Source organism: Amycolatopsis sp. NBC_00348, from assembly GCF_036114655.1.
Classification (GTDB): Bacteria; Actinomycetota; Actinomycetes; order Mycobacteriales; family Pseudonocardiaceae; genus Amycolatopsis.
On sequence record NZ_CP107994.1, the window covers coordinates 1,628,705 to 1,645,304 of the forward strand.

At 72.7% G+C, this 16,600-nt stretch carries 16 protein-coding genes; 12 read left to right on the plus strand and 4 right to left on the minus strand.

Features of this window, described 5'->3' with window-relative positions; all coding sequences use genetic code 11:
- Positions 1–627 precede the first annotated feature (627 nt).
- The 7 genes from OHS58_RS07225 to OHS58_RS07255 are packed head-to-tail and all read left to right on the plus strand — an operon-like array spanning position 628 to position 9,871.
- Positions 628–1,488, plus strand: a complete 861-nt coding sequence (locus OHS58_RS07225) for a 3-hydroxybutyryl-CoA dehydrogenase (RefSeq protein ID WP_328647616.1) — start codon at positions 628–630, stop codon at positions 1,486–1,488.
- Between the two features lie 19 nt (positions 1,489–1,507).
- Positions 1,508–2,713: an 8-amino-7-oxononanoate synthase family protein gene (locus OHS58_RS07230; RefSeq protein ID WP_326952498.1), complete on the plus strand. Its 1,206-nt coding sequence runs from the start codon at positions 1,508–1,510 to the stop codon at positions 2,711–2,713.
- The gene (locus tag OHS58_RS07235; protein ID WP_328647617.1) at positions 2,710–4,314 is read left to right on the plus strand and encodes a carboxyl transferase domain-containing protein; all 1,605 of its coding nucleotides are present in this window, start codon (positions 2,710–2,712) and stop codon (positions 4,312–4,314) included. The genes OHS58_RS07230 and OHS58_RS07235 overlap by 4 nt, the downstream gene beginning before the upstream one ends.
- A gap of 6 nt (positions 4,315–4,320) precedes the next feature.
- Positions 4,321–6,291, plus strand: a complete 1,971-nt coding sequence (locus OHS58_RS07240; RefSeq protein WP_328647618.1) for an acetyl/propionyl/methylcrotonyl-CoA carboxylase subunit alpha — start codon at positions 4,321–4,323, stop codon at positions 6,289–6,291.
- The gene (locus OHS58_RS07245) at positions 6,284–7,582 is read left to right on the plus strand and encodes an ATP-grasp domain-containing protein (protein WP_326950616.1); all 1,299 of its coding nucleotides are present in this window, start codon (positions 6,284–6,286) and stop codon (positions 7,580–7,582) included. The genes OHS58_RS07240 and OHS58_RS07245 overlap by 8 nt, the downstream gene beginning before the upstream one ends.
- A gap of 15 nt (positions 7,583–7,597) precedes the next feature.
- Positions 7,598–8,638 carry a 3-oxoacyl-ACP synthase III family protein gene (locus OHS58_RS07250; RefSeq protein ID WP_328647619.1) on the plus strand — a complete coding sequence of 347 codons (1,041 nt, stop codon included), beginning with the start codon at positions 7,598–7,600 and terminating at the stop codon, positions 8,636–8,638.
- Between the two features lie 12 nt (positions 8,639–8,650).
- The gene (locus OHS58_RS07255; protein WP_328647620.1) at positions 8,651–9,871 is read left to right on the plus strand and encodes an MFS transporter; all 1,221 of its coding nucleotides are present in this window, start codon (positions 8,651–8,653) and stop codon (positions 9,869–9,871) included.
- Between the two features lie 97 nt (positions 9,872–9,968).
- Here OHS58_RS07255 and OHS58_RS07260 read toward each other — a convergent pair whose 3' ends face one another.
- Positions 9,969–10,907, minus strand: coding sequence for an amidohydrolase family protein (locus tag OHS58_RS07260; protein ID WP_328647621.1), 939 nt, complete (start codon positions 10,905–10,907; stop codon positions 9,969–9,971).
- Positions 10,908–10,964: 57 nt separating this feature from the next.
- Between OHS58_RS07260 and OHS58_RS07265 the strand changes: the two genes are divergently transcribed.
- The gene (locus OHS58_RS07265; protein WP_328647622.1) at positions 10,965–11,438 is read left to right on the plus strand and encodes a MarR family winged helix-turn-helix transcriptional regulator; all 474 of its coding nucleotides are present in this window, start codon (positions 10,965–10,967) and stop codon (positions 11,436–11,438) included.
- Here the strand turns inward: OHS58_RS07265 and OHS58_RS07270 are convergent.
- Complete coding sequence (locus tag OHS58_RS07270) at positions 11,416–12,054, minus strand: TetR/AcrR family transcriptional regulator (RefSeq protein ID WP_326952505.1); 639 nt, start codon at positions 12,052–12,054, stop codon at positions 11,416–11,418. The genes OHS58_RS07265 and OHS58_RS07270 overlap by 23 nt on opposite strands.
- A 115-nt stretch (positions 12,055–12,169) precedes the next feature.
- Between OHS58_RS07270 and OHS58_RS07275 the strand changes: the two genes are divergently transcribed.
- The 4 genes from OHS58_RS07275 (at position 12,170) to OHS58_RS07290 (ending at position 14,815) form a co-directional block, all read left to right on the plus strand.
- Positions 12,170–13,348, plus strand: a complete 1,179-nt coding sequence (locus OHS58_RS07275) for an acyl-CoA dehydrogenase family protein (RefSeq protein ID WP_328647623.1) — start codon at positions 12,170–12,172, stop codon at positions 13,346–13,348.
- A gap of 100 nt (positions 13,349–13,448) precedes the next feature.
- Positions 13,449–13,886 (plus strand): VOC family protein, encoded by a 438-nt coding sequence (locus tag OHS58_RS07280; RefSeq protein ID WP_247052875.1) that lies wholly within the window; start codon positions 13,449–13,451, stop codon positions 13,884–13,886.
- Between the two features lie 32 nt (positions 13,887–13,918).
- Positions 13,919–14,368 (plus strand): nitroreductase family deazaflavin-dependent oxidoreductase, encoded by a 450-nt coding sequence (locus OHS58_RS07285; RefSeq protein ID WP_326952508.1) that lies wholly within the window; start codon positions 13,919–13,921, stop codon positions 14,366–14,368.
- Between the two features lie 180 nt (positions 14,369–14,548).
- On the plus strand, positions 14,549–14,815 hold the full coding sequence (locus tag OHS58_RS07290) for a DUF1883 domain-containing protein (RefSeq protein ID WP_328647624.1): 267 nt from the start codon (positions 14,549–14,551) through the stop codon (positions 14,813–14,815).
- Here the strand turns inward: OHS58_RS07290 and OHS58_RS07295 are convergent.
- The gene (locus tag OHS58_RS07295) at positions 14,812–16,080 is read right to left on the minus strand and encodes a cytochrome P450 family protein (protein WP_328647625.1); all 1,269 of its coding nucleotides are present in this window, start codon (positions 16,078–16,080) and stop codon (positions 14,812–14,814) included. The two genes, OHS58_RS07290 and OHS58_RS07295, sit on opposite strands and share 4 nt — an antisense overlap.
- A 201-nt stretch (positions 16,081–16,281) precedes the next feature.
- On the minus strand, positions 16,282–16,518 hold the full coding sequence (locus OHS58_RS07300; RefSeq protein ID WP_328647626.1) for a hypothetical protein: 237 nt from the start codon (positions 16,516–16,518) through the stop codon (positions 16,282–16,284).
- Positions 16,519–16,600: the final 82 nt, after the last annotated feature.

Consider the following 16,600-nt stretch of genomic DNA (forward strand, 5'->3'; position numbering starts at 1 on the left):
ATCGAATTGTTCCCCCAGCTCTCCGGTCACTCCGGATAGGCACTTCTTGGATACACGACGGGCGTGATCACGCCAAGCGGGACCGAATACTGGAATAAGCGGGAGCGTTGCGCGGAGGTCTTCTGGTAACGGGGCGGGCGAGTCCCCCAGGTTTTCCCGGCCGGATCGCGGGACCCCGGAATCCGGGGCTCGCCCGATCGGAGGTTGACACGCGCCGGGCGCGTCCGCGTCCCGCTCCGGCGCCGTGAGCCACGCCGCACCGGTGGTCCGGGCCGGCGGCGCCGACGCGCCGGTCGGGCCGGATTCGCGCTGCTGACGGCGATTCCGCGGGCCGGCGGGGGCACTCCGTGGGAAAGGTGGGGGAGCGGCCCCCATGGCGCCGCGCCGCCCGGCATGGGCAGACTGGCGATCGCCACGGCTGGGGTGCGGTGGACCGGGGCACTGGGGTGACACGGCGGGAATGCGACGCGGAGCGATCCGCGCCGCACATCGGCGCGAACTCGTATTCGGCAGGGTCGCCGGATTCGGCGCGCCTTTCGTCGTGCTCCCGGGCAATCATCTCGAACAGGACAACTCCTTGACGCGGCGACGCGGAAGTCGCGGACCGGCAGAATGCGGGGAAAACAAGTGCTTGCGAACGGAATCACCCGGGTCGGCGTGGTCGGCTCGGGCACGATGGGCGCGGGGATCGCCGAGCTCTGCGTGACGAAGGGCGTCGACGTCCGGCTGGCGGTGTCGCGGGAGTCGTCGCTGGTCTCGGCGCCACGGCGGATCGCGGCGTCGCTCGCCCGCCGCGTCGAGAAGGGGAAGCTGGCCCCGGCCGAGCGCGACGCCGCGCTGGCCCGCCTCTCGGTCGGCACGGACCTCGCCGACCTCGCCGACCGGCAGCTGGTGATCGAGGCGATCCCGGAGGACGAGCAGCTCAAGCTCGGCCTGTTCGCCACGCTCGACAAGGTCGCCGCCGACGACGCGGTGCTGGCCACGACGACGTCGGCGATCGCGATCACCCGGCTCGCCGCGGTGACCAGCCGCCCGGAGCGGGTGATCGGCCTGCACTTCTTCAACCCGGTCACGGCGCTGCGGCTCGTCGAGGTCGTCCCGGCGCTGCCGACGGCCGACGCGGTGACCGACCTGGTGACGGCCTTCGCCGAGGACACGCTGGACCGGCGGGCGGTCACCGTCGCCGACCGCAGCGGCTTTGTGGTCAACGCGCTGCTGATCCCGTACCTGCTCGCGGCGATCCGGATGGTCGAGGCCGGCTACTGCCCGGCCGAGCGGGTCGACCTCGCGATGGAACTGGGCTGCGCGCACCCGATGGGCCCGCTGCGGCTGGCCGACCTGATCGGCCTGGACGTCGTCGTCGCCATCGCGGCCGCGCTGCACGCGGAGTTCAAGGAGCCGCTGTACGCCACGCCGCCGTCGCTCGCGCGGCTGGTCGAAGCCGGGCACCTCGGCCGCAAGACCGGCCGCGGCTTCCACACCTACTGAAACCCCTGAGGAGAAACCGATGCACTCGTTCCTGAACATCAAGAAGTCGGCCCGGATCAGCGACGACTTCTGGGACGTCACCAACAAGGCCGGGCTGTTCGACGTCGTCGTGGCCGGGCTCGGCGACGGCCGCCACCGCGCGCTCGCCGACGGCCACGAGTTCGTGAACATGTCCTCCTACTCCTACCTCGGCCTCGACACGCACCCGAAGCTGGTGCGGGCCGCGGCCGACGCCGTGCTCGCCGAAGGCGCGCTGAACACCTCGACGTCCCGGATGCGCGTGCGCTTCGGGGCGCTCAGGGACGCCGAAGCGGCGCTCTCGGAGCTGTTCGACGTCGAGGCCGTCACGCTCAACTCGTGCGCCGCCGCCGCGTGGGCGGCCCTGCCGCTCGTCGCGTCCGGCATCTTCACCGAGGGCGAGCCGCCGCTGATGGTGTTCGACAAGAACGCGCACTTCTGCCTCAACGCCATGAAGCCGAGCGTCGCCGACGAAACCGAAGTCGCCGTGGTGCCGCACAACGACGTCGAAGCGCTGGAAGAACTGTGCAAGCAGCACAAGCGGGTCGCCTACGTCGCCGACGGCGTCTACAGCACCGGGGGCCAGGCGCCGGTGAAGGAACTGCTGCGCCTGCAGGAGAAGTACGGCCTGTTCCTGGTCTTCGACGAGGCCCACGGCATCTCCACGGTCGGCCACCGCGGCCGCGGCGTCGTGCTCGAAGAGCTCGGCCAGATCAACGACCGCACGATCATCATCACCTCGCTGAACAAGGGCTTCGGCGCGTCCGGCGGCGCGATCTTCCTCGGCCGCCGCGGGTCCCAGTGGCGGCTGGACACCGCGCAGCGCAACGGCGGCCCGCTGATGTGGTCGCAGCGGATCAACACCGCGGGCCTGGGCGGGCTGCTCGCGTCCGCGGAACTGCACCGCACCCCCGAGCTGACCGCGTTGCAGCAGCGGCTGCAGGACAACATCGCCCTGTTCGACCGCCTGGTGGAGACCGGCGAACGCGGCGACGGCCTGCCGATCCGGTTCGTCCGGGTGGGGTCGGAGGACGCGACCGTCCGGCTCGCGCAGGGCCTGTTCCGCAACGGCTTCTACGTCTCGCCGATCTTCTTCCCGATCATCGGCCGCGGCAAGGCGGGGCTGCGGATCATGCTGCGCGCCAGCATGACCACCGCGGAGATCGAGCGGTTCGCCGCGTTGCTGGGCACGTTGGGGGAGGCGTGACGGCCCTGCGTTCGCACGTCGACGTCGCCTCGGCCGGCTTCCGCCGCAACGCCGAGGACTTCGAGGTCAACCGCGCGGTGATCGCCCTGGCCAAGGCCGCGGCGCTCGCCGGCGGCAGCGAGAAGGCCCACCGCAAGCACGCCGGCCGCGGCAAACTGACCGCGCGGCAACGGATCTCGCGGCTGCTCGACCCCGGCACGCCGCTGCTGGAGGTCGGGCAGCTCGCCGCGCACGACGTCTACGACGAGCCGGTCCCCTCGGCCGCGCTCGTCACCGGGATCGGGATCGTGGCCGGCCGGCCGTTCATGATCTTCGCCAACGACGCCACGGTGAAGGGCGGCACGTACTTCCCGCTCGGCGTCCGCAAGCACCTGCGCGGGCAGAAGATCGCCCGCGAGAACGGCCTGGGCTGCCTCTACCTGGTCGACTCCGGTGGGGTGTTCCTGCCGCTGCAGGAGGACCTCTTCCCCGACGAGGACCACCTCGGCCGGATCTTCCGCAACATCGCGGAGATGTCGGCCGAGGGGCTGCCCCAGCTGGCGGCCGTGATGGGGTCGTGCACCGCCGGCGGCGCCTACATCCCGGCGATGTGCGACGAGACGGTGATGGTCCGCGGCACCGGCACCGTGTTCCTCGGCGGCCCGCAGCTGGTGCGCGCGGCGACCGGGGAGGTCGTCGACGCCGAGACGCTCGGCGGGGCCGATCTGCACACCCGCGTCACCGGCGTGGCCGACCACCTCGCCGAGAACGACGACCACGCCCTCGCGATCCTGCGTGACCTCGCCGCGCGCAGCACCCGGCCGCGGCTGGCGGAACCACCTCAGGCACCGCGGCCGCCGAAGTACGACCCGGCCGAGCTGCCGGGCGTCGTCAGCGCCGGGCTCAAGGAGCACATCCCGGCGCGCGAGATCCTGGCGCGGCTGCTCGACGACAGCGAGCTGACCGAGTACCGAGCCCGGTTCGGCCCGACGATCGTCTGCGGGACCGGGCACGTCGGCGGCTACCCGGTCGGGGTGCTGATCAACGACGGCGTCCTGTTCTCCGAGAGCGCGCAGAAGGCCGCGAACTTCATCGAGGTGTGCGCGCAGCGCGACATCCCGCTGCTGTTCCTGCACAACATCAACGGGTTCATGGTCGGCGCCGAGTACGAGGCCGGCGGGATCACCAAGCACGGCGCGAAGCTGGTCAACGCCGTCTCGTGCGCCAAGGTGCCGAAGTTCAGCCTGGTGATCGGCGGCAGTTACGGCGCCGGCAACTTCGCGATGTGCGGGCGGTCGATGGGCTCGCAGCTGATGGCGATGTGGCCGAGCGCGCGGTCCACGGTCGTCGGCGCGGAGCAGACGGCGAAGGTGATGACCCTCATCCGCGGCGACCAGCTCGCCAAGGAGGGCCGCGAGCTCACGCCCGAGGAGGAAGCGGCCATCCGCGAGCCGATCCTCGCCTCCTACGAGCGGCAGGCGCAGCCGTTGTACTACGCGGCCCGGCTGTGGGTCGACGCCGTCGTCGACCCGGTCGACACCCGGGACTGGCTGGCGCTGTGCCTGGCCATGGCCGCCGACGCGCCGAAGCGGGAGACCCGCTTCGGGGTCTTCAGGATGTGAGGGAAGATGCCGAAACGTGTGCTGATCGCCAACCGCGGCGAGATCGCCCGCCGGATCGCGCGCACCTGCCGCCGGCTCGGCGTCGACCACGTCGCCGTGCACTCCGACGCCGACGCGGGCGCCGCCCACCTCGACGGCGCCTTCGAGACCGTCCACATCGGACCGTCGGCGGCCCGGGAGAGCTACCTCGACATCGACGCGGTCGTCGGCGCGGCGCTGCGGACCGACTGCGACGCCGTCCACCCCGGTTACGGCTTCCTGTCGGAGAACCCGGAGTTCGCGGCGCGGGTGACCGAGGCCGGGCTGGTCTACATCGGACCGGACGCCGCCACGATCGCGGCGATGGGGGACAAGGCCCGGGCCCGGGAGCTGATGGCCGCCGCCGGCGTGCCGGTGCTGCCCGGTTCGGAGCACGCGACGGAGTCGGCGGAGCAGTTGCGCGCCGACGCCGCGCGGATCGGGTACCCGGTGATCCTCAAGCCCGTCGCCGGGGGCGGCGGCAAGGGCATGCGCGTCGTCCACGGCGACGCCGAGCTGCCCGACGCGGTGGCCGAGGCCGTCCGCCTCGGCCGGGCCGGCTTCGGCGACGGCCGGCTGCTGGCCGAGCGGTACGTCGCCGCGCCCCGGCACATCGAGGTCCAGGTGTTCGGCGACCGGCACGGGAACGTGGTGCACCTGCTCGAACGCGAGTGCTCGCTGCAGCGCCGGCACCAGAAGATCGTCGAGGAGGCCCCGGCCCCGCACCTGCCGCCGGTCACCCGCAAGGCCCTGCTCGACGCGGCCGTGCGGGGCGCCACCGCGCTGGGTTACGTCGGCGCCGGCACGTTCGAGTTCATCCTCGACGGCGACGGCCGGTTCTTCTTCCTCGAGGTCAACACCCGGCTGCAGGTGGAGCACCCGGTCACCGAGGAGATCACCGGGCTCGACCTGGTCGAGTGGCAGCTGCGCGTCGCCGACGGCGAGCCGCTCCCGCTGCCGCAGCACCGGATCCGGGCCACCGGCCACGCGATCGAGTGCCGGGTGTACGCCGAGGATCCGGCCCACGGGTTCCGGCCCGCGCCCGGCCGCGCCGAGGTCGTCGAGTGGCCGCCCGAGGTCCGCGTCGAAGCCGCCTTCGACGGTCCCGGCGCGGTGCCGGGCTTCTACGACCCGATGGTCGCGAAGCTGGTGGCCGTCGGGCCGGACCGGGAAACGGCGCTCGCCCGCCTCCGCATCGCGATCGGGGAGACCACGCTCGTCGGGCTGACCACCAACCTCGGCTTCCTCGGCGAGCTGCTGGCCGAACCCCGTGTGCTCGACGGCCGCGTCGACACCCACCTGGTCGACGCCTTCACCGCCCGGTCCGCGCCGCCGGACCGGGCGGCGCGGGCCCTCGCCTGCGCGGCGGCCATGGCGGTGCCGGACCGGACCGCCGGGGCCTCGCCGTGGTCGGGCACCGTCGGGGCGTTCGACCGCGCCGCCCTCGACCCCGACGCGCCGCTCGGGCGGATCGGGCTCCGCCACGAGGGCCGGGACCACGAGGCCCGGCTGCTGTCGCGCGACCGCGCCGGGCTGCGCGTCGACACCGACGGCGGCCGCTTCACCGTGCTCGCCGAACCCGCGCCGGGCGGGCTGGTCCGCGGCACCGTCGGGACCACCCAGTGGACCGGGTTGGCCACCGCGGCCGGCTACGAGATCGTCATCGGCGGCCACCGCGTCGCGCTGGGCCGCCGGAGTTTCGACGAAGGCGGCGGTGACACCTCCGACGGCGCCGTGCGCACGCCGATGCCGGGGGTCGTCGTCGGGGTGGCCTGCGCACCCGGTGCCCGGGTCGAAGCGGGGGAGCTGCTGGTGGTCGTCGAGGCGATGAAGATGGAGAACCGCATCGTCGCGCCGTTCGCCGGGACGATCGAGCGGCTTTCCTGCGCGCAGAACGAAACCGTCACCGCCGACCAGGTCCTGGTCACGCTCACACCCGAAGGAGACACCCATGCCTGACGCACCGAACCTGCTGTTCGTCGGCGGCGCGCGCCCGCTGAGCTTCAGCCTCGACATGGCGACCGAGGCGCTCGCCCAGGCCGCCGTGCGCGGCCTGCGCGTGCACGTCACCAACACCGCCGAGATCCTCGCCGCCACCGCGCCGGTCGTCGCGGCGGCCACCGTCCAGTCCACTGTGGACGTCCTGGCGCCCGGCGCCTCCGCCGCGTGGGCCGCGGCCCGGGTCGCGGCCGGCGAGCGATTCGACGCCGTCTACGCGCTGCAGGAGCTGGCGCAGGTCGCCGTGGCCGAGACGGCCGAAGCCGTCGGCGCGCCCGGCAACCCGCCGGCCGCGGTGCACCGCGTCCGGACCAAGGACGCCTGCCGCGAGGCGCTCGCCGCGGCCGGGTTCCCCCAGCCGGTCGTCGGGCTCTGTACCGGCGAAGCCGAGGCGGCGGTGTTCCTGAAGGAGCACGACGGGCCGTGGATCGTGAAGCCGCGCGACGCCATGGGCAGCGTGGGCGTCAGCCTGGTCACCGACGCCGCCGAGCTGCCCGCGGCGCTCGCCCTGCTGCCGGACGCGAAGCCGTTCCTCGTCGAGCAGTTCGTCGACGGGCCGGAGTTCAGCGTGGAAGGCGTCTTCCTCGGCGGGGTCCCGAAGATCCTCGCCGTCACCGCCAAGGAGAAGGTCCCGCCGCCGTTCTTCGTCGAGACCGGGCACGTGCTGCCGGCCCCGCTGCCTGACGCGCGGCGCCGCGAGATCGAAGCCACCGTGGCGGCCGCGCTCACCACGCTCGGCCTGCGGACCGGCGGTTTCCACGTCGAACTCTGGCTCACCCCCGCCGGCGTCGTGCTCGGCGAGGTGCACGGCCGCTTCGGCGGCGACTGGATCCACCGCATGCTCGCCCACGCCATCCCCGGCCTGGAGCTCTACGGGCTGGTCTTCGACGACATGCTCGGCCGGCCGGGCACCGGCGTCCCGCTGGAGCCGAGCCGCGGCGCGGCCGTCCGGTACTTCACGCCGCCGCCGGGACGCCTCGCCGCCGTCGAGGGCTGGGAGCAGGTGCGCACGCACCCCGCCGTGCTGCACGCCGAGCTGGGCGTCGGGCCCGGCGACGAGGTCAAGCCCCTGCAGCGCTCCGGCGACCGCGTCGGGTTCGTGGTCGTCGGCGCCGACACGCCGGAGGCGGCGAGCGCGCTGGCCGCCGACCTCACCGGTTCCGTGAAGTTCCTCTTCGAACCCGAGATCGAGCCCGAGATCGACCCCGAACCCGAGCCCGGCCGGCTGCCCGGTCTCTGGGCCCTGCGCTGACGACCGAAGGACGACATGACCAGCGACATCGGCATCATCGCCACCGGCTCCTACCTGCCCGACCGCGTCGTCACCAACGCCGAGATCGCCCCGGCGGCCGGCGTCGACGCCGCGTGGATCGAACGCAAGACCGGCATCCGCGAACGCCGGCACGCCGCCCCAGGCCAGGCCACGTCGAACCTCGCGGCGATCGCGGCCGACCGGGCCCTGCTCGCGGCCGGGCTGAGCCCGGACGACGTCGACCACGTCGTCGTCGCCACCTCCACCCCGGACCACCCGCAGCCGGCGACGGCCAGCCTCGTCCAGCACCTGATCGGCGCCCGCTCGGCGAGCGCCGTCGACGTCAACGCCGTGTGCAGCGGGTTCGTCTACGCACTGGCGATGGCCCGGGGGCTCGTGCGCGACGGCGGGCACGCGCTGGTGATCGGCGCCGACGTCTACTCCCGCATCCTGGACGTGCGTGACCGCAAGACCGCGATCCTGTTCGGTGACGGTGCGGGGGCGGTCGTGCTCGGAGCGGTACCGGCGGGAGGGGGCGTCATCGGCACGCGGCTGCGCGGACACGGTGCCGACCACCGGCTCATCGGCGTGCGCGCGGGTGGCAGCCGCGTGCCCGCGTCGGTCCGCTCGGTGCTGGACGGCGAGCACTACTTCCGGATGGACGGGCGTGGCGTGCGCGAGTTCGTCAGCGGGCACGTCCCGGCGGCCATCGCCGGGACCCTGCGGGAGAGCGGGCTGCCCGCCACCGCCGTCGACCACCTCGTGCCGCACCAGGCCAACGGGGTGCTGCTGCGCGAACTGGGGGAGGCGCTCGACCTGCCGAACGCGACCCTGCACCTGACCGTCGACCGGTTCGCCAACACCGGCGCGGCGTCGGTGCCCATCACGCTCGACGCCGCCCACCGCGCCGGCGCGCTCGACGTCGGCGACCTCGTGCTGCTGGCCGGGTTCGGCGGCGGGATGAACCTCGGCGTCGGCCTCTGCCGCTGGACGGCCACGCCGCCGCGGCGCGACACCGCCGTCCGGAACCACACCAGCGCCCTGTCCCACGGCTGAGAAAGGTCTGTCATGCCCGCGCTCCTTCCCCGCAGCGGACCGCCCCGGCTGCTCGCGGTGGCGACGCTGATCACGATGACCGGCTACGGCGTCTACCTGACCGCCGGTGTCCTGTACTTCACCCGGGCCGTCCACCTGCCCGCCGGTCAGGTCGGGGCCGGGCTGACGATCGCCGGCGCCGTGTCGCTCTCGGCCGGGATCCCGTTCGGGCACCTCGCCGACCGCCACGGCGCCCGCACGGTCTACGCGCTGACGCTGGTGCTCGGCGCGATCTCGATGGCGGGGTTGTGCTTCGCCGGCGGCTTCTGGTCGTTCGTCGTGTTCGCGAGCCTCGGCGCCGCGGCCCAGACGGCCGGGCCGGCCGCCCGCAGCCCACTCGTCCAGGAGTACGGCGGCGAGCGGCCCGCCGAGTTCCGCGGTTACCTGCGGTCGGTGACCAACCTGGGCATCGCGTTCGGCGCGCTGCTGGCCGGCTGGGGCGTCGCCGCGGACACCCGCAACGCCTACCTGCTGCTCATCGCGGCCAGCGCGGTGTCCTACACCGCCAGCGTGGTCGTCGTGCTGTTCCTCCCGTCCGTGCCACCGAAACCGGCGGGCACCGGCCCGCGCTGGGTGGCCCTGCGCGACCGGCCGTACCTCGTGCTCACGGTGCTGGACGGCGTAATGGCGATTCAATACCGAGTGCTGACGGCGGCGGTCCCGCTCTGGCTGGTCAGCCGGACGACGGCGCCGAACTGGACGATCTCCGGCGTGATGATCGTGAACACCGCGATAGTCGTGTTCTTCCAGGTCCGCGCCAGCCGCCGGATCGACACGACCCACGCGGGCGCGGTGGCGTTCCGCCGCGCCGGTTTCGCGTTCTTCGCCGCCTGCGTCGCGATCGCCGCCATGGCGGGCGCGCCCACCTGGCTGGCCCTGGTGTTCCTGCTGGCGGCGGTGGTGGTGCACACGATCGGCGAGATCTGGCAAGCGGCGGGCGGGTTCGAGCTGTCGTTCACGCTGGCGCCACCCCACGCGGTCGGCCAGTACCAGGGCCTGTTCGGCATGGGCTTGGGCCTGGGCGTGACCCTCGGCCCGGCGGTGCTGATCGCACTGTGCATCACGTGGGGCACCCCGGGCTGGTGGGTGGTGGGAGGCATCTTCGTGGTGACAGGCCTCGCGGTCCCGCCGGTGGTCCGCTGGGCGGAGCGCGACCGAGCCCGCAGAGCGGTGGCCGAGCCCCAGGCGGCTTGACGCGGCTGGTGCGCGGCGAGCGCGGAGAGAGCGCTGCTCGCCGAGCGCCTGGTCGTCGGCCGCGACCGGGCTCGCCGTGCCTAGGCAGCTTGGTGCGTCAGGAACCGTTGGCGAGCCGAGGGAACAGAACCTCCGCGGCCGTGCGGTCGACGTCCGGGAAATGCTCGGCGCCCGGGCCCTCATACGTGGTCAGGTTCCGGTCGAACCCTTCGCGCCATTCCTTGGGGGCGAAGGGGAAGTCGCTGCCGTAGAGGACGTGGCCCGGCTCGGCGAAGGCGTACAGGGACGGCAACGCCGTCGGGGTGGCCGACAGCGCCGTGTCGAAGTAGAACTTTCGCAGTCCGGCCAGGATGCCGTCCGGGGTGGTGCCCGGGTTGAACATCGCCGCGCCGGTGAAGCGGTGTGCGGCGAACGGCAGGAAACCGCCCGCGTGCGAAAGGATGACGCGCAGTTCCGGGTGCCGGTCGAACACGCCGTGGGCCACCAGGTCGAGTGCGGCGCGCGTGGTGTCGAACGGGAAGTCCAGCAGCGGGCTCGGCAGGCCGTCGAGCCGCGCGATCGGCGGCTCGGCCGGGTGCACGAACACCACGGCGCGGCGCGCGGCCAGTTCTGTCCACAGTGGACCGTACGCCGGGTCGCCCAGGTAGTGGCCGCGGGCGTTGGACAGCAGGACGACGCCGTCGGCGTGCAGTTCGTCCAGCGCGCGCACGGCTTCGGCGACGGCGCCGTCGAAGTCCGGCAGCGGCAGCACGGCGAAGTGCCCGAAGCGGTCGGGGGCGTCCTTGACCAGTTCCGCCTGGAAGTCGTTGACCTCGCGGGCCAGGTCGCGGGCCGCGGCGTCGTCGCCGAAGTGGACGCCCGGTGCGCTGATCGACAGCAGCCCGGTGGCGATGCCCGCGCCGTCCATCATCGCGGTCGCGGCGCCGGGGCTCCACGAGGGCATCGGCCACCCGCCCGCGGTCTCGCCGTTGTCCTCAAGGGCCTTCAGGTAGCGGGGCGGGAGCAGGTGCTGGTGTACGTCGATCCGGCCGGTCATGATGTCTAGCCTCCTAATAGCTAGGTTGCTAACTATTGCTTTGCTAGGCTAGCTCGCATGACGACGACCGGCAACCACCCGCCCACCGTCGCGGAGGTCGACGAGCTCGTGCACGCGGCCGACACGGTGTTCTTCGCGATGCGGAAGGCCCGGTCGGCGGGGGCGGACCGGGACGGCGGGCTGTCGCTGCCGCAGCTCACGATGCTCGAACCCCTGGCCGCCGAGCCGGAGCTGCCGGTCGGCCGGCTCGCCGCGGCCGCGGACGTCTCCATCCCGACGGCCACCCGGATGCTCCAGCAGCTGGAAGCCGCCGGGGTGGTGGTGCGCCGGCGCTCGGCCGAGGACGAGCGCAAGGTGCTGGTGGCGTTGACGGCGGAGGGCAGCGAACGGCTGACGCGGCTGGTCGCCCGCCGCCGGGAACGTCAGGCGGAGGCGTTCGCCGTCTTCACGCCCGCGGAGCGCGAACAGCTCGTCGCCCTGCTCCGGAAGCTCGCGCCGGTGATCGACGTCAACCTGGGTGGCCGGGACTGAGCAGGTAGGCCATCGCCATCTCGGCCAGCTCGTCCGCGTACCGGCGCTGGGCCGCCTCGTCGGTGAAACTGTCCGGCCGCACGGAGTTGTGGAAGCAGGCGCCGAGGATGGCGCGGGCCACGGTGTCCAGCGCCGTCCCCGGGTCGGCGCGCCGGATCTGCCCGGCGTGGGGGAGGGCCGCGTCGAGCAGGAGGCGGTGGATCTCGGTGATGGTGCGGGCGCCCAGCGCCAGCGCGTCGGTTTCCCGCGCGCGCAGCAGTTCGGGGAAGAGGTTGCTGCTGTCGGTGAACGACTGCAGCAACGCGTGCGCGTAGGCGGTCACGACGCCGGCCAGTGACGGCCCGGCCGCGCGCAGCCGCTCGGCCACGAACTCCTCGCGCTCGTCCAGCATCCGTTCCGTCAACGCGGTGATCAGCTGCTGCTTGCCCTCGAAGCGGCGGTAGATCGAGCCGACCGAGACGCCGGCGCGTTCGGCGACGCCGTTGATCGTCAGCTCCTCGAGGCCGAGCGAGGCCGCGAGCTCCCCGGCCGCCTGCAGGACCCGGGCCAGGGTCGCGGCACTGCGCGCCTGCCGGGGTTCCCGGTAGTGCGGTTCGCGGCTCGGCTGCTCGGTCATATCGGGCATGGTAACGGCGGCTCCGGTCGGCGATCTTGACAAGCGGCACGCGGCCGACGCTACAGTAGCGAATGCGAGTTCGCATTCTCGTATCACTCCGGGTAAGGGAGCTGTCATGTCGACGCAGGGGGAGGCCCGCGCCCTGATCGCCGCGGTCCGGGACCGCCGTGGGGAACTGGCCGAGGGTGGTTTCGCCGCCGATCGCGACAACGCGGACCCCACCGCGAACCTGGCTTTGCTGGCGGGGCTCGGGGTGGCCCGGCTGGCCGTGCCCGCCGCGTACGGCGGGCTGTGGGACGGCACGGAACGCGGCGGGTGGGGCGCGGTCATCCGGGCGGTGCGGGAGATCAGCGCGGGCGACGGCCCCACCGGGCAGAACTGGCTCACCACCGCGCTGGTGGCCCGCGAGCTGTTCGGCCCGGACAGCGGCCTGCCGGAACCGACCCGCGCCGAGCTGGCGCGCCGCCTGCTCGACGACGGCCTGCGGCTCGTCTCTTCCGCCGCCGAAACGGGCGTCTCGGGCAGGACGACCGCGCGGCCGGTGGCCGGCGGGGTGGTGCTGAGCGGCACGAAGTCGTTCAACACCAACAGCGGCGGCTTGGGCGTGGCCGCCGTCCGCTGCGTGCTGGCGGGTGAACCGCCCACGCCGCACCAGGTCCTGGTGGACCTGACCCACCCGCAGGTGCGGCTGCACGACGACTGGGACACCATGGGCCAGCGCGGCACCCGCAGCCAGACGGTCACCTACCAGGACGTCTTCGTCCCCGACGGCCGGCACCAGCCCCTCGCCGGGCCGTTCTCCCCGGTCTTCCTGGGCGCGGCGATGCTGCTGCACGCCGGCCTGCTGCAGGGCATCGGCGAAGGCGCCCTGGACGCCCTCGTCCAGCACACGCGCACCATGGAACGCGGCTCGCTGCCCCAGTTCGCCACCCCGGCCGAGGATCCGCTGATCCTGCGCCGTCTCGGCGCCCTCTCCAGCAGGCTCGCCGCGTCCCGCGCCCTGCTCCACACCGCCGCCGACCAGCTGGAAACCGGCCGGGACGGCGAAGACGACGGCACCGTCGACTGCTTCCGGGCCAAGGTCGCCGCCGTCGACGCGGCCCTCGAAGCCGCCGCCGGGATCCACGAGATCACCGGCGCGCGCAGCACGTCCAACGCCTTCCGGTACGACCGCTACTGGCGCAACGCCCGCACCTTCGCCTCGCACGACCCCACGGACGCGAAGAACGTCTACATCGGCGGTTACGAACTCAACGGGCACCTCCCCGCGTTGTCGAGCATCATCCGTCTGTGACGGTGACCGCGGTCACACGGGGCGGGTGTCGAGAACGTCGTGCCGGCTCCGTCCCCGGGGCAAGAGCGGCCACGAGGGCCGCGCGACACGGGAGGACAGCATGACGATCCACCGGATGGACCACGTCGGCGTCGTGGTCGGGGACCTCGCGGCCGCCATCGCGTTCTTCGTCGAACTGGGCCTGGAGCTGGAGGGCGAGGCGTCCGTCGAGGGCGACTGGGCGGACCGGCTCATCGGGCTGGACGGTGTCCGCACGGACATCGCCGTCGTGCGGACGCCGGACGGCCACGGCCGGGTCGAGTTGTCGACTTTCCGCTCGCCGGTGACCACGGCCACCGCGCCGCGGCCGTCGGTGGACGTCCCGGGCATCCCCCGGCTCACGTTCGTCGTGGACGCCGTCGACGACGTCGTCGACCGCCTGCGCGGCCACGGCGCCGAGCTGATCGGCGAAGTGGTGCGGTACGAGGACTACTGCCGGTACTGCTACGTTCGCGGGCCCGAGGGCATCATCATCGGGCTGGTCGAAGAACTCGCCTGACGTAGATCCCCTGACCGGAAAGGACGTTTGCCATGGCCGTCGCCGCTGATCTCGACCGCGCCACCGACTCGGCGTGGGACTGGGTCGCCGAGCAGACCCGGGCGTACCTCGCCTCGGACGGAGCGGAGGGGCACGAGTCGGACGGCGTGTTCACGCTCCTGCTCGCCACGACCGGCCGCCGGACGGGCGAGGCCCGCCGCACCTGCCTGATCTACGGCACCGCGGGGGACGACTTCGTCGTCGTCGCCTCGAAGGGCGGCGCCGACGAGGACCCGGCGTGGTTGAAGAACCTCCAGGCGAACCCGAGCGTCGGCGTCCAGGTCGGCCCCCGCCGGTTCACCGCCCACGCCCGCGTCGCGACGCCGTCCGAGCGCGAGTCCCTCTGGCCGCTGATGACGCGCATCTTCCCGCTGTACGACGAGTACGCGCAGAAGACCGAGCGCGTGATCCCGATCGTGCTGCTCACCCCGGTCGCCGGGTAACGCACCGGGAATCGCCTCGAAGGGTTCAGTCGCGACTGCAAACGCACATTCGGCATCCGTCGTCGGCGGAGCCACTGCGCCGGCGACCACCGCGGAAGTGATCTGCGGGCCGGGCGAGCGCGGTAACGTAGCGCACGCAGCGAGGGACAGTTCCGCCGGCTGGATCTTGAGGAGGCGATGATGGCCTGCTGCCACTGGGAATTCGAATGCGAGGCCGGTACTCGGTTCGAGATCGAACTTCGCAGCGGGCCGATGAACGTGCTGCTCATGGACGGTCCCAACTTCACCGCCTACTGCGACGGCCTCGAGTGCTACGCGTTCGGCCGCTACTACGACGTGACCCCTGTAGTCCTCCAAGCGCCGCACGAGGGCTATTGGTACGTCGTCGTCGACAACGGCAACGAAGAGGAACTCGGCGACATCGATGCATACGTGCAGGCGCTCTAGCCACGCTTCGGTGCAGGAGCGGGCACTTGATGCAGACGGACCGGGAGGTGGGTGAGGCCCCGGATCAGGAGGCTCGGCTGCCAGCCGACCTCGGCGGGGTCTGTCGCCAGCTCCAAGTCCGGCAGGCGGTCCAGCAGGACGCGGAACGCGATTTCGCCCTCCAGCCGAGCCAGTGCCGCACCGAGGCAGTAGTGGATTCCGTGGCCGAAGGCCAGGCTGCCGCCCCGGGGGCGGTGCAGGTCCAGCTCGTCCGGGTGGTCGAACGCCGCCGGGTCGCGGTTGGCGGAACCGATCGCCAGCAGCACCGTCTGGCCGGTGGGGATCGTCGTTCCGCCTATGGTCACCGGCTCGGCGGCGAAGCGGACGGTGGCCGTGTTGACCGGGCTGTCCAGCCTCAGGAACTCCTCCACCGCGCCGGGCAGTGACGCCGGGTCGGCGCGCAGCCGCGCCCACTGGCCCGGGCCGCGCAGGGACGCCAGTGCGCCGTTGCCGATCAGGTTCACCGTCGTTTCGTGGCCGGCCACGAGCAGCAGTGAGGCCATCCCGGTGGCTTCCGCGTCGGACAGCTCGTCGCCGTGGTCGTCCGGGGCGATGATCGCCGACAGCATGGCGTCGTCGGGGTGGGCGCGCTTGTCCGCCACGAGCCGGACGAGGTACTCGCGCATCTCGGCCGACGCCGTCACGAACTGCTGGGGCGTGGCGGGCGACAGGATCGCGTGCGACCAGGTCCGGAAGTCGCCGCGCCGGTCGTCCGGCACCCCCAGGATCTCGCAGATCACGGTCATCGGCAGCGGAAAGGCCAGCGCGTCGATCAGGTCGACGGACGGCTCGCCGGCGGCCAGCCGGGCCGCGACGGCGTCGACCAGCTCGACGGCCAGCGCCTCGATCCGGGGGCGCAGTCTCGCGATGGCCTTGGCGGTGAACGCCTTGGTGACCAGCTTCCGCAGCCTCGTGTGCTTGGGCGGGTCGGAGTTGAGCATGTGGTCGTGGACGTCGAGGCCGCCGAGACCGGCCGCGGCGGCCGCCCCGAACAGCGTGGCGGCGTCCTTGACCAGCCGCGGGTCCGCGAGCGCGGCGCGCACGTCCTCGTACCGGGTGACCAGCCAGAACGGCGGTGCCCCCGGCGCCTGGGCCCGGGTCACCGGGCGCTGCTCGCGCAGGAGCGCGTAGACGGCGTGCGGATCGGCGGCGAACCGCTCGTCGAGCAGGACGACGTCGTCCGCGGTGCCGGGCACCGTGCGGAGCGGCGGTGAAGGTGTCGGCATGCGAAAAGCTCTCCTTCGGACGATGGCGAAACCGCGTTTCCCCGGAAATCGCGCGCACCGAGTCCTGCTGGATACCTTCCTTCCTATCGTGCGTGCGCGTGAAGTCAAATACGAGGTGGGGACACTAATGAATCCCTTAGTCTCGTCCCGGTGACCTGAGACGATCTTGAAAACGCTTGCCCGGCGTGGTTAGGGTGAAATTCACCCGGCGATCGACGAGCACTGGACAGGTGGTTCCATGCAGTTCGGCGACAGCGCTGCTCCGTCCTCGATCGCCGTGATCGGCATTTCGCGCGGTAGCCGGCCGGTGCCGCCGGTGGACGACGCCCGGCGCGCGCTGGCGAACGCCGCGATCGTGCCCGGAGCCTGGGAAGGCTTGTCTGCCGGGGTTTTCGCGACGGCACAGGCGGATTCGGTCGCGGCCGGACTGGGCGTCACGGGTCCCGTCGTGACGGCGGACGTCCCCTTCGCCGCGGTGGTCCACTTGGCCGCGCAGAGCATTCATTCGGGTGAATCCGCA

What these genes read in the sequence shown, in the direction of transcription:
- OHS58_RS07245 (WP_326950616.1), top strand. Translation starts at nt 6,284, where the DNA reads ATGCCTGACGCACCGAACCTGCTGTTCGTCGGCGGCGCGCGCCCGCTG.
- OHS58_RS07230 (WP_326952498.1), top strand. Translation starts at nt 1,508, where the DNA reads ATGCACTCGTTCCTGAACATCAAGAAGTCGGCCCGGATCAGCGACGAC.
- OHS58_RS07285 (WP_326952508.1), top strand. Translation starts at nt 13,919, where the DNA reads ATGGCCGTCGCCGCTGATCTCGACCGCGCCACCGACTCGGCGTGGGAC.
- OHS58_RS07250 (WP_328647619.1), top strand. Translation starts at nt 7,598, where the DNA reads ATGACCAGCGACATCGGCATCATCGCCACCGGCTCCTACCTGCCCGAC.
- OHS58_RS07290 (WP_328647624.1), top strand. Translation starts at nt 14,549, where the DNA reads ATGGCCTGCTGCCACTGGGAATTCGAATGCGAGGCCGGTACTCGGTTC.
- OHS58_RS07295 (WP_328647625.1), bottom strand. Translation starts at nt 16,080, where the DNA reads ATGCCGACACCTTCACCGCCGCTCCGCACGGTGCCCGGCACCGCGGAC.
- OHS58_RS07260 (WP_328647621.1), bottom strand. Translation starts at nt 10,907, where the DNA reads ATGACCGGCCGGATCGACGTACACCAGCACCTGCTCCCGCCCCGCTAC.
- OHS58_RS07275 (WP_328647623.1), top strand. Translation starts at nt 12,170, where the DNA reads ATGTCGACGCAGGGGGAGGCCCGCGCCCTGATCGCCGCGGTCCGGGAC.
- OHS58_RS07280 (WP_247052875.1), top strand. Translation starts at nt 13,449, where the DNA reads ATGACGATCCACCGGATGGACCACGTCGGCGTCGTGGTCGGGGACCTC.
- OHS58_RS07270 (WP_326952505.1), bottom strand. Translation starts at nt 12,054, where the DNA reads ATGACCGAGCAGCCGAGCCGCGAACCGCACTACCGGGAACCCCGGCAG.
- OHS58_RS07265 (WP_328647622.1), top strand. Translation starts at nt 10,965, where the DNA reads ATGACGACGACCGGCAACCACCCGCCCACCGTCGCGGAGGTCGACGAG.
- OHS58_RS07255 (WP_328647620.1), top strand. Translation starts at nt 8,651, where the DNA reads ATGCCCGCGCTCCTTCCCCGCAGCGGACCGCCCCGGCTGCTCGCGGTG.
- OHS58_RS07240 (WP_328647618.1), top strand. Translation starts at nt 4,321, where the DNA reads ATGCCGAAACGTGTGCTGATCGCCAACCGCGGCGAGATCGCCCGCCGG.